Genomic DNA, 15006 nt, shown 5'->3' on the forward strand with positions numbered 1-15006 from the left:
ATCACAGCGGTGCGCAGCAGGTGCTGCGCATCCGTTTGTAGACGAGCCGCCCAGGCGATTTGTCTGGCATGAGGTAACGGGATGAGCAACACAAACAGCACCAAGCCAACTTCGGGTCGAGGCAGTTCTGCTCCGGTACTGGAGCTCAATGGAATCAACAAACAATTTGGCGCGGTCCAGGCACTACAGAATGTCAAACTGAGGCTTTATGCGGGCGAGATCCATGCGCTGATGGGGCAAAACGGCGCCGGCAAATCCACCCTGATCAAGGTGCTGACCGGGGTCTACCCGGCCGACAGCGGCGAGATCCGTTTGCGCGGCCAGCCCATTCGCCCCACGTCCACGCTGCACGCGCAGCACTTGGGCATCAGCACGGTTTACCAGGAAGTCAACCTCTGCACCAACCTCTCGGTGGCGGAGAATATTTTTGCCGGACGTTATCCGCGTCGCGGCGCTTTAGGGGGTTGGTCCATCGACTGGGCACGTATGCAGCAAGAAGCCACAGCGCTGCTGCAGCGGCTCAATCTGGACATTGATGTGACCCAGCCGCTGTCGAGTTTTTCGGTGGCGGTGCAGCAGATGGTGGCAATTGCCCGGGGCCTGAGCATTTCGGCCCAGGTGTTGGTCCTCGATGAACCCACCTCCAGCCTGGACGACGACGAGGTGGAGCGCCTGTTTGTGGTGCTGCGCCAGCTGCGTGACCAGGGCATGGCGATTGTGTTCGTCACCCATTTTCTGGGGCAGATGTACGCGTTGTGTGACCACATCACGGTGTTGCGCAACGGTGAACTGGTGGGGGAATACGCTGCCGAAGAACTGGGACAGGGCGCGCTGATTGCCGCCATGATCGGACACGAGCTCGACGCCAGCCTGGGCGCCACACCCGCCGACCAGGCTGGCACAGCGCCTGCCGCAGACTGGCTCACCACACGCGGGCTGGCACGCGCTGGCAGTGTCAAACCCATGGATTTGAGTGTGCGCCCGGGTGAGGTGGTGGGCATCGGCGGCTTGCTGGGCTCCGGGCGTACCGAGCTGGCGCGCCTGTTGTTCGGGCTGGATCGCAGCGACGCAGGAGAGATCACGCTCAGTGGTCAGACGGTGCACATGGACTCACCGTCGACCGCCATCAAGCTCGGTTTGGGCCTGTGCCCGGAAGACCGCAAGGCCGAGGGCATCATCGCCGAACTCTCGGTGCGTGAAAACATTGCGCTGGCGCTGCAGGCCCGTCAAGGCCTGTGGCCGTTCATCAGCCGTGCCCGCCAGACCGAGATGGCGCAGCACTATGTCAAAGCGCTGGGCATCAAGACCTCGGACGTTGACACCCCGATTGGCCAGCTCTCTGGCGGCAACCAGCAAAAAGCCGTGTTGGCGCGCTGGCTGGCCACGCAGCCCAAGCTGCTGATTCTGGACGAACCCACACGCGGCATTGACATTGCCGCCAAACAAGAAATCATGAACGAGATATTGACCTTGGCCAAACAGGGTATGGCGGTGTTGTTTATTTCCTCGGAAATGTCCGAGGTGGTGCGGGTGGCAGACCGCATTGTGGTCATGCGTGACCACGCCAAGGTCGGTGAGTTGCCCGCAGGCAGCAGCGACCATGCGGTCTACGCCCTAATTGCGGAGCACGCATGAGCACCTCTTCTTCTGAACCCCTCTTCAAGCGCCTGCTGTCGCATTCCCTGTTCTGGCCGCTGGTCACACTGGCCCTGATCCTGGTGGTCAACGCCAGTCTGAACCAGGGTTTTTGGGTGTTGCAGTGGCGTGACGGCCACCTCTACGGCAGCCTGATCGACATCCTGAACCGCTCTGCCCCGCTGATGCTGGTGGCGCTGGGCATGACGCTGGTGATTGCCACACGTGGCATCGACATCTCGGTCGGTGCGGTGGTGGCTATCAGTGCCTCCGTCGCCGCCCTCATGATTGGCGGCACCCTGGTCATCAACAACGGTGTGCCCACCCATGTGAGCCGTTTCCCGATGCCGCTGGCGATTGTGTGTGCTTTGCTGGTGGCGCTGTTTTGTGGGCTGTGGAACGGTGTACTGGTGGCCAAGATTGGCCTGCAGCCGATCATTGCCACACTGATCCTGATGGTGGCCGGGCGTGGTATTGCGCAGCTGGCCACCGGCGGGCAAATCGTCACCGTGTATTACGCGCCGTATTTCTACATTGGCAACGGTTTCCTGTGGGGGCTGCCGTTTGCCTTGTTCATTGCCGGGGGCACCTTTCTGGCAGTGCATCTGCTGGTGACCCGCACCGCCCTGGGCCTATTCATCCAGGCCATTGGCATCAACCCGGCGGCAGCGCGGCTGGCGGGTGTGCGTGAGCGGCTCATCACCGTTTGTGTCTACGCCTTTTGCGGGCTGACCGCCGGCATTGCCGGGCTGATCATCAGCTCCAACGTCAAGAGTGCCGACGGCAACAATGCGGGCAACCTGATGGAACTCGACGCCATTCTGGCGGTGACGCTGGGCGGCACCCTGCTCAGCGGGGGCCGTTTCAACCTGGCGGGCACGATGGTTGGTGCGCTGATCATCCAGACATTGACCTCGACCATTTATTCGATAGGTGTGCCCCCCGAGATCAATCTGGTGGTCAAAGCGGTGGTGGTGTTTGTGGTGATGCTGTTGCAGTCCGCAGATTTCCGGCGAACGGTACATGGCTGGGTGGTGCGACCCGCAGCGACCGGGGGTGCCGTATGAAGCTCAACGCCAAATACCTGCCACTGGTGGCGACCGTGTCCCTGTTTGTGGCGATGGCCACCTTTGGCTCGGTGTCCTACAACGGATTTTTCTCGGCCCAGGTGTTTCTGAACCTGCTGATCGACAACGCGTTTCTGGTGATTGTGGCGGTGGGCATGACCTTTGTCATCCTGACCGGCGGCATTGACCTGTCGGTAGGCTCGGTGGTGGCCCTGAGCACCATGGTGCTGGCCGAGCTGGTGGAGCACCAGCACTGGAACCTAGGGCTGGCCATTCCGCTGGTCTTGCTGATGGGCACCGGTCTGGGGGCGTTCATGGGCTGGCTGATCCAGCGTTTCAGGCTACAGCCGTTCATCGTGACCCTGGCGGGCATGTTTCTGGCACGTGGCCTGTGTTACGTGATCAGCATCGACTCGATCAGCATCACCGACGAGACCTACACCGCGCTGGCGCAAACACGGGTGCCTCTGTGGCCGGACGCGGCGGTGTCGCTGAGCGCCATTTTGGCGGTGCTGGTGCTGCTGGCGGCCATCTTTATGGCGCATGCGACCGAGTTTGGCCGCACCGTCTACGCCATTGGTGGCAGTGAGCAGTCGGCCATGCTGATGGGCTTGCCGGTGGCACGCACCACGGTGCTGGTCTACAGCTTGAGCGGTTTTTGCTCGGCCCTCGGTGGAGTGGTGTTCACTTTCTACATGCTGTCGGGTTATGGCCTGCACGCAATTGGCCTGGAGCTGGATGCGATTGCGGCGGTGGTGATTGGTGGCACGCTGCTCAGCGGGGGTGTGGGATATGTGGTGGGCACCCTGTTTGGGGTGCTCGCGCTGGGCCTGATCCAGACCCTGATCATGTTTGACGGCTCACTGAGCTCCTGGTGGACCCGCATCGTGATTGGCGCCTTGCTGCTGGTGTTCTGTGTGCTGCAGCGGGTGTTTGAGGTCAGAAAAAAATAGCACGCCCAAGTGCCAAAAGTGCCTCATACCCTTATGAAATGAGGGCGAGGAGCTATGACTATTGAATCCAAAAGATGGCTGGATGTTGGTTTGCCAAAACGCAGCCCTGTGGGTGACTTGCACTGAGCTTGGGCGCCCGGGGTTGTTGTGGCGTCCGCTTGACAATGGTGATGCCGTGTTGATGTCCTTGAACGCTCCCACGCCTCATTGCCCGCCTTGAGGGCGGCGTTGTTGTGGCCCAGGCTGGCGGGTTTTGGCGCAGGCTTGTCCGTCAACTTTTTGCTGGGTACCAAGGCCTTGGGTGCGCTGACGAACGGACTTGGTCGACTGGATCAACGTCAATCCAGGTATGTCACCCACCCAACCCAAATGGCCAAAGGCCAAGAACGCTGCGACAAAGCGGCCGCTGAGTCTTGCGGTAGCGAACATGTTTAGGCCCCCGGAACCGCTCTGTGTGCCTGCGCTTGATGTGTTGACAACCACGACACCCGTGCCTGACGCCTCAGACTTTCCCGAAGGCCAGGAGGACCCGGCGCAGTCTGCCGAGTTGGAGCGACAACAAGACGCCTAGCCACGACACACCCCGCCCACGCCCCAAGGAGAACCCATGCCCAAGAATCCCTGGAGCGCCAAGCGCCAGCGCCAGTACACCCAGATCAAGGACAGCCTGCTGGCACATGGCCGCAGCGAGTCATTGGCTGAGGAAATTGCCGCGCGCACCGTCAACAAAGAGCGGGCCCAACACGGCGAGTCCACCGAGGCCAGCGCCTCGTCGATCAAAGACATGTCGGCCAGCCGACGCGGTGGGCTGCGTTCACACCAAGGGCCGGGTGGCCGCACGCTGCTGCAGCTTCGCAACGAGGCGCGCCAACGTGGCCTTGTCGGACGCTCCAAAATGAACAAGGCCCAACTGGAAGCCGCGTTGTCTTGAGGCGGGCGATGTGCCTTGGGGTATGCCCCGATCGATCTAGGGGTTTGGGCATAAAAATAGCTTCAAGCCCTTATCCATAAAGGGCTGATAGCTATCATTATCAAAACACGCCCACAAGACTCAGGATGGCGGGCGGGGGCGCCTCCCCCTCCCCCGCCCCCTCCCCCTTACCTACACCGTCAAACCGTCGACGCTGTCTCGGTGAAGCGCCATTCCAGGTGCAGCGTCAGGCTCTCACCCTTGTGCAACACCTTCAAACCCGGCAGCCCAGGCATGTGAAAGGCGTCAATCGGGTGGGTGACTGGCTCAAAACAGAACGCCGATATGACGGGTGAGCGGTACAACAAACACATGCCGTCATTTTGGCCCCGGCCCAGGATGCTGGGCTCGCGCATGGTCAGCGCCAGCTGCTGCTCTGGCCAATTTATGCGGGCTTCACCCGACCAGCCGGTGTAGGCGTTGTCGATCAACGAGCCATGGACATCCATGCCTGCACGCGGGTCCCAGCTTGGCGGAAATTGGGTGGTGTGTTGGGTTGGCAGGCAATCAGGCCTGCTAAGCCAAACCCCTTGCACCTGCGTCGTCAGCCGGGTACCGACCGGGCGCGGAAAAAACGGGTGTTGACCCAGGCCGTACGGCAAGGGTGTTTCGCCGGTGTGGGTGACCGTCAGCGTCTGGTCCATGCCACCGTCGATCAGCACAAAACGCTGCAGCGCCCGGTAGTTGTAGGGGTTGCCGTCAAACGCCTGTGACTCCAGTGTCATCTCCAGCATGTTGTCTTTTGGCTGGTGCAACGCCCAGGGCTGCAACCAGCCGTCGCCATGGATCGGATAGGGCTCGCCAGCCCGGTTGGGGGCCATCGGGTGATGCACACCGTCAAACTCGAAACCACCCGCGCTGATGCGGTTGGACCAAGGCACCAGCGGAAATGAGGCCAGGGTGTAACCAGTGGATGGGGTGTTCGGTGGTGTGCATGGTGGATCACGATCTCAAAAAGGACAGCCCGACCCAAGCCACCAGGGCCGAGTCAGGCACAGGGTCTGTTCATTTTCTTTTCATTCAAGATGCTAACAATTGATCAATCACACCTGGGATCAATTATTTAGTGTCTAACATACACAAATTGCAATACTTGCCTGTTGATACAGGAACCGACATGTCGACTAAGAAGAGAGCTTTGGCCGTTTACCCCAGTCTTCAAGGGCAGCGTGTGTTTGTCACGGGTGGGGCGACATCGGTTGGTGCCGCCATCGTGGGTGCTTTTGCCGAACAAGGTGCACAGGTGGCGTTTGTGGACATCGCCGACGCCCAAAGTGCCGAACTGGCGGCCAACATCGAGGCCCAGGGCTGGGGGCGCGTCTGGTGGCGCAGTTGTGATGTCAGCGATGTGGTGGCCTTACAGGCAACCTTGGCCCAGGCCCAGCAAGAACTGGGCGACTTTTCCATCCTGGTCAACAACGTCGCCAGTGACGACCGCCACACGCTTGAATCGGTCACACCCGACTACTGGGACGAGCGCATGGCGGTGAACCAGCGCCCGGCGTTTTTTGCCATCCAGGCGCTGGTGCCCGGCATGCGCCGCCTGGGCGGCGGTTCGATCATCAACCTGGGCTCCACTGGCTGGCAGGAAAAAAGTGGTGTCTATCCCTGTTATGCCGTTGCCAAATCGTCGATGAATGGGCTGACCCGGGGTTTGGCTGAGACCTTGGGTGCGGATCGCATCCGCATCAATACGCTGTCGCCGGGCTGGGTCATGACCCAGCGCCAGCTGTCCAAATGGCTCAATGAGGAAGACATCAACACCATCCGCCGAAGCCAATGCCTGCCTGACATGATTCAGGCCAGCGATGTGGCACGTATGGCGCTGTTTCTGGCCTCGGACGACGCGGCGATGTGCACCGCACAGGAGTTCAAGGTGGACGCGGGCTGGAACTAGTCGGCCACCGGCGCAAACTGTTTGCCATACACCGCCTGCGCCGAGGTTTTCAAGGCGGACAACAGCACCTGCGCCGCCGGTGACAAGGGTTTGTCGCGCCGGGTGATGAAACCAAAGGGCTCCAGCTCACACGGCAAATCCACCGGCAGGATGCGCAGCAAACCGTGGTCGGCGTAATAGCGCGCCACATCGGTCGCCATGATGCTGACCATGTCGCTGTCTTGCATCATTTTGGTCAAAAACAGCAAGGAGCTGGTTTCGATCCGGTTGCTCAGCTGCTGCAGGTCCAGCTCCTGAAACATCAGGTCAAATTTGTGGCGCATGACGCTGCCAACCGGTGGCACGATCCAGCCATAAGCCAACAAGTCGGGAAACAGCAACGGTGTTGTGCCAAACAGCGGATGACCAGGTCGGGCCACCGCGCAGACCGGCTCATCGGCAATCGATTCGTAACGCAGGTCGTCGGTGTCATGCTCTTCGGACAAGCGGCCAATCATCACATCCAGCGTGCCACGGTACAGCTGCTCCAGCAGCACATTGCTCGACTCAATCTGGATCGTGATACGCAGGTGGGGATGGGCTTGCTTCACGGCGGCAATCGTCGGGGGCAGCAATACCACTCCCGGCGCGGTGATGGCCCCGAGGTTGACTTGCCCAAACTGGCCATGTTTGGCGGCCTGCAACTCGTCGTTGGCCTGGTTCAGGCTGTTCAGGGCCGCTCGGGCATGGCGGATCATGGTCTCGCCATACCAGGTCGGGCGCATGCCGCGTGGCAGGCGCTCAAACAACTGCACCCCCAGCACATCCTCCAGGTCCTTGAGCAGTTTGGAGGCCGCCGGCTGAGTCATGCTGAGCACCTGTGAGGCACGGTGGATATTGCCTTCTTCGGCCAGCGCCACGATCAGCAGCAGCTGCCGGGTTTTCAAGCGTGCACGGATCAGCCAATGGGTGTAATTTGTCATATCAGGGTTTCTACCAATCCGCTTTTAGATATCGGAATAAGCACAAAATATATTGGAATATATCCAGCATTGTCCCTATGATCCGAGCCATCCGAGCCGTCTGGCGAGGACATGACAACAAATAGTCGATCACCCTACAGGAGTCTTATTTTGAAAGCTCGCAGAACAACTTTAAAAGCACTGGCCATCGCTTTGGCACTGGGTTTGGGCGTTGCAGCACCGCTGGCACAAGCCCAGGACAAGGGAACCGTTGGTATCGCCATGCCGACAAAGAGCTCAACTCGATGGATCAACGACGGCAACAGCATGGTGGCCGCCTTGCAAGCCAAGGGGTACAAGACTGACTTGCAATACGGTGACGACGACATCCCGAACCAGTTGGCACAGATCGAAAACATGATCACCAAAGGGGTGAAGGTGCTGGTGATTGCTGCGATTGACGGCACCACCTTGTCCAATGCGCTGCAAAAAGCGGCCGACAAAGGCGTCAAGGTCCTGTCCTATGACCGTCTGATTGTGGGTAGCAAGAACGTGGATTACTACGCCACCTTCGACAACTTCCAAGTCGGTGTCCTGCAAGCTCAGTCATTGGAAAAAGCTTTGGGGTTGAAAGAAGGCAAGGGCCCGTTCAACATCGAGCTGTTCGGCGGCTCGGCTGACGACAACAACGCCTACTTCTTCTATGACGGCGCCATGTCCGTGCTGCAACCGTACATCGACAAAGGCAAGCTGGTGGTGCAGAGCAAACAAGCCGGCATGAACAAGGTCTCAACGCTACGCTGGGACGGTGCCACTGCCCAGGCACGCATGGAAAACCTGCTGAGCGCCTATTACGGCAAGGCCAAACTGCATGCGGTGTTGTCACCTTATGACGGTATCAGCATCGGGATTTTGTCGGCACTCAAAGGTGTGGGTTATGGCAGTGGCGGTCAAGCCATGCCTTTTGTCAGCGGCCAGGATGCTGAAGTGCCGTCCGTCAAGTCCATCATCCGTGGTGAACAGTACTCCACCGTGTTCAAGGACACCCGTGAGTTGGCCAAGGTTGCGGCAGGCATGGTCGATTCCATGCTGAGTGGCAAAAAGGTCGAGATCAACGATACCAAGACCTACAACAACAAGGTCAAGGTGGTGCCTTCTTACCTGTTGAAACCAGTCAGTGTTGACAAGTCCAATTACAAGGAAGTTTTGGTCGGCAGTGGTTACATCAAAGAAGAACAACTCAAGTAGTTGACTTGGCTAGGGTAGAAGGCCCTGTGCAGACAAGCGCAGGGCCTTTTTCATTTTCAGAGGCAATATGGCTGATCCGATTCTTGAAATGCGCGGGATCCACAAAGCGTTCCGCGGCGTACGTGCGTTAAGTGATGTGAATTTAACGGTCCAAGCTGGCCAGATCCACGCCATCGTGGGTGAAAACGGGGCTGGTAAATCAACACTGATGAAGGTTCTCAGTGGGGTGTACCCATACGGCGAATACGAAGGCAACATCCGGTTCCAGAACCAGGACTGCCAGTTCCGCGGCATTGCCGACAGTGAGCACCGCGGCATCATCATCATTCACCAGGAGTTGGCACTGGTGCCGCTGCTGTCGATTGCTGAAAACATCTTTCTGGGCAACGAGCCAGCGCGCCACGGCATCATTGACTGGAACCAGGCCTATGTCAAAACACAGGCCTTGTTGGCCAAGGTCGGGCTCAAAGAGTCGCCCAATACCTTGATCACTAACATTGGTGTGGGCAAACAACAGCTGGTTGAAATCGCCAAGGCTTTGTCCAAAGAAGTCAAACTGCTGATACTGGACGAACCCACAGCGAGCTTGAACGAGACCGACAGTGACGCGCTGCTGGAACTGTTGCTGGAACTCAAACGCCAGGGCATCGCCTGCATCCTGATCTCACACAAACTCAACGAAGTGTCCAAGGTGGCCGACGCCATCACCATCCTGCGTGATGGCACCACGGTGGCATCACTGGACGCCCAAGGCACCAAGATCAGTGAAGACCTGGTGATCAAACACATGGTGGGTCGCGAGATGGCGGACCGTTATCCCAAACGTGTGCCACATATCGGTGACACCGTGTTTGAGATCAAAAACTGGCACGTCCACCATGAAGAACATGCCGACCGCGAAGTCATCAAGGGTGTCGACCTGCATGTGCGCAAAGGCGAAATTGTTGGCATTGCGGGCCTGATGGGTGCCGGGCGCACCGAGCTGGCGATGAGTGTGTTTGGCCGCACCTACGGTCGCAACATCACTGGCGAAGTGTTGATGCATGGCAAGCCGATTGACACCAGCACCGTGCAAAAAGCCATCAACTCTGGGCTGGCCTACGTCACCGAAGACCGCAAGGGTTACGGACTGGTGCTGGAAGAAACCATCGCCTGGAACACCACACTGGCCAATCTCGACGCGGTATCCAAACACTCGGTCATCGACGAGGGCGAGGAATACAGTGTGGCCGAGGACTACCGGAAAAAGCTCAACATCCGCAGCCCCAATGTGTTTGCCAACACCGTCAACCTGTCGGGTGGCAACCAGCAAAAGGTGGTGCTGAGCAAATGGCTGTTTTCAGACCCGCAAGTGCTGATTCTGGATGAGCCCACGCGTGGCATCGATGTGGGTGCTAAATATGAGATTTACACCATCATTGCGCAGTTAGCCGAGCAAGGAAAATGCGTTCTGATGATCTCATCGGAAATGCCCGAGTTGTTGGGCATGTGTGACCGAATCTGTGTGCTAAACGAGGGCGCTTTTGTGGCGGAATTCACCGCCGCCGAAGCGTCTCAGGAAAAAATTATGCGTTCTATTGTGACCTCAGGAGCAAATTGACATGGCGACCGTCTCTTCAAAAGCCACCCCACCCGCAGCGGCCTCCCCAGGCTTGGGTTTCTTGAAAAACAACCTGCGCGAGTATGGTCTGCTGATGTCGTTGGTGGCCATCATGGGGTTCTTCCAGGTGATGACCAATGGCACCCTGTTCCAGCCCCTGAATCTGACCAACCTGATTCTGCAAAACAGCTACATCATCGTGATGGCCCTGGGCATGTTGCTGGTCATTGTGGCTGGCCACATCGACCTGTCGGTGGGCTCAGTCTGCGGTTTTGTCGGTGCTGTCGCCGCCGTTTTGATGGTGGAATACAACCTCAACTTTGCGCTGACCGCCCTAATCTGCCTGGTGCTTGGTGGCGTGATTGGTGCCGCGCAAGGTTACTGGGTGGCTTTTTACAAGATACCCGCCTTCATCGTGACGCTGGCGGGCATGCTGGTGTTTCGGGGTCTCACCTTGGTGGTCCTGGGTGGCTCGTCAGTCGGTCCTTTTCCACCCGAGTTCCAGTTGCTCAGCACCGGTTTTATTCCAGACCCGTTTGGGGGTGAAAGCCTGAAAGTCCTGTCGCTGGTGCTCGGCTTGGCCATGGCCTTGATCTTGTTGTTGGCCAAAGTGAAAGACCGTGCCGCCCGTGCCAAACACGGCATGGACAACGAACCCTATGTCTTTTTCCTGTTCAAAAATCTGGCGTTTGCCGCCATGATTGCCGCGTTCAGCTACCTGCTGTCGTCTTACCGTGGTTTGCCCAATGTGCTGATCGTGATGCTGGTACTGATGCTGGTGTATGACTTTGTCACCTCCAAGACCACCGTGGGCCGTCGCGTTTATGCTCTCGGTGGCAATGAAAAGGCAGCGCGTCTGTCCGGCATCAACACCGAGCGCCTGACCTTCTACACCTTCATCAACATGGGCGTGCTGGCGGCCTTGGCCGGTTTGATCTTTGCCGCTCGGCTCAACACCGCCACACCCAAAGCAGGCCTCGGCTTTGAGCTGGATGTGATTGCCGCTTGCTTTATCGGTGGCGCCTCCGCGTCGGGTGGTGTTGGCAAGGTATTGGGTGCGGTGATTGGTGCGTTCATCATGGGTGTCATGAACAACGGCATGTCCATCATGGGGATTGGCATCGACTGGCAACAGGTCATCAAAGGCTTGGTCTTGCTGGCAGCGGTGTGTGTCGACGTTTACAACAAGAAAAAATAACCTGATGGCGGACAACACGGTATTGCAACTGCTAGGGCGTCGGCTGCGGCTGGCCGTGATCGGTGGCGGACCGGGCTCTTTTATCGGAGCCATGCACCGCCAGGCAGCGCGGCTGGATGACCGTTTTGAGCTGGTCGCCTGCGCCCTGTCCTCTGACCCTGAGCGCGCCCGCAGCGCCGGGCTGTCCATCGGCATGGCGCCCGAGCGCAGTTACCCCAGTGGCCAGGCCCTGATCGAGTCCGAGGCACAGCGCCCTGATGGTGCCGAGGTGGTGGCCATCATGACCCCCAACGACAGCCACTTTGTGTTGGCCATGTTGGCGTTGGACCACGGCATGGATGTGATCTGCGACAAACCCATGACCAACACGCAGGCAGAGGCACAGGCGCTTCACCAGAAGGTCCAAGACACCGGACTGGTGTTTTGTCTGACCCACAACTACACCGGTTATCCGATGGTGCGCCAGGCCCGGGCCATGGTGCAGGACGGCCAGTTGGGCGAGATCCGGCTGGTGCAGGTCGAGTACGTCCAAGGGGGTCGCGCCAAGGCAGGACCAGGCCGACGCGCCTGGAAAGACGACCCAACGCGAGGTGGCCCCTCTCTGGTGCTGGCCGACATCGGCACCCACGCCCACAACCTGCTGCGATTCATGACCCTGCTGGAGGTAGCGCAGGTGGCGGCCGAGGTCGGCAGCATCGTGCCGGATCGCCTGACCCACGACTACGCGGGCGCGATGCTGCGTCTGAGCAACGGGGCACGCGGCAGTTTTTGGGTGACCCAGGCGGCGGCAGGTGTGGAAAACGGTCTGCGTATCCGTATCAGCGGCGCTTTGGGTAGCCTGGAGTGGCAACAAGAGCACCCACAAGTGCTGCACTTCAAACCACTGGATGCGCCAGCACAGATACGTACACCCAATGGCCCTGGCACCCTGCCGCTGGCCGCGCGAGCCTCACGCATCGTGGCCGGGCATCCCGAAGGTTTTCACGAAGCCTTTGCCAACCTGTACACCGACGCGGCCGATACGATCGCCGCGCGCCGCTGTCATCAGGCGGTGGACCCGCTGTCCACACATTTCCCCAACGCCAGTGACGGTCTGCAAGGTCTGCGCTTTGTCACCGCCGCGCTGGTCTCCAGCCAGCAACAAGGTACCTGGACAGCCGTTGAAGGTACAACTGACCATGTTTGACCCCAGTGACCATTCCCATCGTCGTTACAACCCCCTGACCGGTCAATGGGTGCTCGTCTCGCCACACCGTGCCAAGCGCCCCTGGCAAGGCCAGCAGGAATCACCGGATCGCAGTGAACGACCCAGCCATGACCCGCAGTGTTATTTGTGTGCCGGCAACCTGCGGGTGACCGGTGAGCGCAACCCTGACTACCAGCACACCTTCGTCTTCACCAACGATTTTGCGGCCATGATGGCGGACACGCCCGAGGCTGAAGCTTCGAAAGACGAGCTGTTCCAGATCAAAAGTGCCCGGGGCACCAGCCGGGTGATCTGTTTCTCGCCCGACCACAGCCTGTCCTTGCCAGAGTTGGCTTTGCCCGCCATCGGTCAGGTCATCCAAACATGGATCTCCGAGACCACGGAGCTAGGGCAAACCTACCCAGGCATCCAGATCTTCGAGAACAAGGGTGCCATGATGGGCTGCTCCAACCCGCACCCACATGGTCAGATCTGGGCCACCAGTTACATCCCCAGCGAAGTGCATCAGGAAGACCTGCACCAGCGAGCCTACTTCAGCGAACACCAGCGCCCCCTGCTGCTCGACTATGCCGAACGCGAGGCGGCCAGTGGCCAGCGTGTGGTCGTCCAGACGGCGCATTGGCTGGCGGTGGTGCCGTTCTGGGCCACCTGGCCTTTCGAGATTTTGCTGTTGCCACGCTTTGCCGTGCAGCGCATCACCCAACTTGACGCTATACAGCAGGCTGATCTGGCGCTGGCATTAAAAAAACTGACCAGCCGTTATGACAACCTGTTCCAGTGTTCCTTCCCCTACTCGATGGGCTGGCATGGCGCCCCGTTTGACGGTCGCAGCACCGAAGGCTGGCAGTTGCACGCCCATTTTTACCCCCCTCTGCTGCGCTCAGCCAGTGTGCGCAAGTTCATGGTGGGGTTTGAGATGCTGGCCGAAGCGCAGCGTGACCTCACGCCAGAACAGGCCGCTGATCGCTTACGCGCGGTCTCTGACCTGCATTACCGCGAATCATCCACATGTCCCAAGCTTTGAAACACGTCGCCACTGAGGCTTTTGAAGCCGCGTTTGGCAGCCCACCGCAACACTGGGTGCAAGCCCCCGGGCGGGTCAACCTGATTGGTGAACACACCGACTACAACGACGGTTTTGTCCTGCCCTGCGCCATCAACTTTGGCACGCTGATCGCCGCCAGCGCACGCGCTGACGCCGTCGTGCGGGTGGTGGCGGCCGACTACGGCGGCGAAGTCGACAGCTTCCGCCTTGACCAGCCCATCCTGCCTTTGGCTGAGGGCGCTTGGCCCAATTACGTACGCGGGGTGGTCAAGTACCTGCTTGAAACTGACTTGCCGCTGAAAGGTGCCGATTTGGCACTCGCTGGCAATGTGCCGCAGGGTGCTGGCTTGTCGTCCTCCGCATCGCTGGAAGTGGCGGTGGCTCAGGCTTTCAAAACCCTGCAGGGGCTCAGTGAGCTCAGTCCTACCGACATGGCCTTGATTGCCCAACGCGCCGAAAACCGGTTTGTTGGCTGCAACTGCGGCATCATGGACCAACTGGTATCAGCACGCGGGGAAGCCGGTAGCGCCCTGCTGATCGACTGCCGCTCCCTTGCCACACAGGCGGTGCCGATGCCTGCTGATGTGGCGGTGATGATTGTGCATTCCCGGGTGCGCCGCGGGCTGGTTGGCAGTGAGTACAACACCCGGCGCCTGCAGTGTGAAGCGGCGGCCAAACACTACGGCGTCAAGGCCTTGCGTGATCTGGACCTGGCCCGGCTGGAGACTGAGGCGAGGGATTTGGATGCCATCGTGCTGCGCCGTGCCCGGCACATCGTCACCGAAAACCAGCGCACGCTCGACGCCGCAGTGGCTTTGGCAGTGGGTGATTTACGTCAGATGGGGCAACTCATGGCGGCCTCCCATGTCTCGATGCGTGACGACTTCGAAATCACTGCGCCCGCGGTCGACCAGTTGGTGGACATCCTTCAGACCGCCATTGGCCCGGTGGGTGGCGCCCGCATGACCGGCGGCGGCTTTGGCGGCTGTGCGGTGGCACTGATGCCATCAAGCCATGTCGAAGCGGTCCGCCAAGCCGTGGCAGAGCAGTACCGATCACCCACTGGCGAAGCGGGTACCGTCTACGTCTGCCAGGCCTCACAAGGCGCCGGCTCACTGAGCTGAGCCCATCCAACGACTCGCTCCCTGCGGGTTTGCGGCATGTGTTTATTGGTATCAATAGTCTCCTAATCTCTATTGGATCAATATACCCCCCATGGCTATCATGCCCTCACTCTTTGGCCTT

At 59.5% G+C, this 15006-nt stretch carries 13 protein-coding genes; 11 read left to right on the forward strand and 2 right to left on the reverse strand.

What is annotated here, in order from left to right:
• The first annotated feature begins 81 nt into the window (after positions 1 to 81).
• From FDG13_RS01710 to FDG13_RS01725, 4 genes are all read left to right on the forward strand, one after another.
• The gene (locus FDG13_RS01710; protein ID WP_180125083.1) at positions 82 to 1635 is read left to right on the forward strand and encodes a sugar ABC transporter ATP-binding protein; all 1554 of its coding nucleotides are present in this window, start codon (positions 82 to 84) and stop codon (positions 1633 to 1635) included.
• Positions 1632 to 2702: an ABC transporter permease gene (locus FDG13_RS01715; RefSeq protein ID WP_180125084.1), complete on the forward strand. Its 1071-nt coding sequence runs from the start codon at positions 1632 to 1634 to the stop codon at positions 2700 to 2702. The genes FDG13_RS01710 and FDG13_RS01715 overlap by 4 nt, the downstream gene beginning before the upstream one ends.
• A complete protein-coding gene (gene yjfF, locus FDG13_RS01720) occupies positions 2699 to 3655 on the forward strand; it encodes a galactofuranose ABC transporter, permease protein YjfF (protein ID WP_180125085.1) in 957 nt (318 codons plus the stop codon). The genes FDG13_RS01715 and yjfF overlap by 4 nt, the downstream gene beginning before the upstream one ends.
• A gap of 607 nt (positions 3656 to 4262) precedes the next feature.
• Positions 4263 to 4586, forward strand: coding sequence for a plasmid stabilization protein (locus FDG13_RS01725; RefSeq protein WP_180125086.1), 324 nt, complete (start codon positions 4263 to 4265; stop codon positions 4584 to 4586).
• A gap of 179 nt (positions 4587 to 4765) precedes the next feature.
• Here FDG13_RS01725 and FDG13_RS01730 read toward each other — a convergent pair whose 3' ends face one another.
• Complete coding sequence (locus tag FDG13_RS01730) at positions 4766 to 5524, reverse strand: aldose 1-epimerase (RefSeq protein WP_180125349.1); 759 nt, start codon at positions 5522 to 5524, stop codon at positions 4766 to 4768.
• 218 nt (positions 5525 to 5742) lie between these two features.
• Between FDG13_RS01730 and FDG13_RS01735 the strand changes: the two genes are divergently transcribed.
• A complete protein-coding gene (locus FDG13_RS01735; protein WP_180125087.1) occupies positions 5743 to 6522 on the forward strand; it encodes an SDR family NAD(P)-dependent oxidoreductase in 780 nt (259 codons plus the stop codon).
• On the opposite strand, the gene FDG13_RS01740 is transcribed toward FDG13_RS01735, so the two are convergent.
• Positions 6519 to 7484, reverse strand: coding sequence for a LysR family transcriptional regulator (locus FDG13_RS01740; protein ID WP_180125088.1), 966 nt, complete (start codon positions 7482 to 7484; stop codon positions 6519 to 6521). The genes FDG13_RS01735 and FDG13_RS01740 overlap by 4 nt on opposite strands.
• 150 nt (positions 7485 to 7634) lie before the next feature.
• On the opposite strand from FDG13_RS01740, the gene chvE reads away from it, so the two are divergent.
• From chvE to galK, 6 genes are all read left to right on the forward strand, one after another.
• Complete coding sequence (gene chvE / locus FDG13_RS01745) at positions 7635 to 8711, forward strand: multiple monosaccharide ABC transporter substrate-binding protein (RefSeq protein ID WP_370528135.1); 1077 nt, start codon at positions 7635 to 7637, stop codon at positions 8709 to 8711.
• Positions 8712 to 8778: 67 nt separating this feature from the next.
• Positions 8779 to 10311 carry a multiple monosaccharide ABC transporter ATP-binding protein gene (gene mmsA, locus FDG13_RS01750; protein WP_180125090.1) on the forward strand — a complete coding sequence of 511 codons (1533 nt, stop codon included), beginning with the start codon at positions 8779 to 8781 and terminating at the stop codon, positions 10309 to 10311.
• Position 10312: 1 nt separating this feature from the next.
• Positions 10313 to 11509 (forward strand): multiple monosaccharide ABC transporter permease, encoded by a 1197-nt coding sequence (mmsB, locus tag FDG13_RS01755; RefSeq protein ID WP_180125091.1) that lies wholly within the window; start codon positions 10313 to 10315, stop codon positions 11507 to 11509.
• A 4-nt stretch (positions 11510 to 11513) separates the two neighbouring features.
• On the forward strand, positions 11514 to 12695 hold the full coding sequence (locus FDG13_RS01760; RefSeq protein WP_180125092.1) for a Gfo/Idh/MocA family protein: 1182 nt from the start codon (positions 11514 to 11516) through the stop codon (positions 12693 to 12695).
• Positions 12688 to 13740, forward strand: a complete 1053-nt coding sequence (locus FDG13_RS01765; RefSeq protein WP_218942573.1) for a UDP-glucose--hexose-1-phosphate uridylyltransferase — start codon at positions 12688 to 12690, stop codon at positions 13738 to 13740. The genes FDG13_RS01760 and FDG13_RS01765 overlap by 8 nt, the downstream gene beginning before the upstream one ends.
• A complete protein-coding gene (galK, locus tag FDG13_RS01770) occupies positions 13725 to 14885 on the forward strand; it encodes a galactokinase (RefSeq protein ID WP_180125093.1) in 1161 nt (386 codons plus the stop codon). The genes FDG13_RS01765 and galK overlap by 16 nt, the downstream gene beginning before the upstream one ends.
• Positions 14886 to 15006 lie beyond the last annotated feature (121 nt).

Origin of the sequence: Rhodoferax sp. BLA1, from assembly GCF_013416775.1 — a bacterium.
Taxonomy (GTDB): domain Bacteria; phylum Pseudomonadota; class Gammaproteobacteria; order Burkholderiales; family Burkholderiaceae_C; genus Rhodoferax.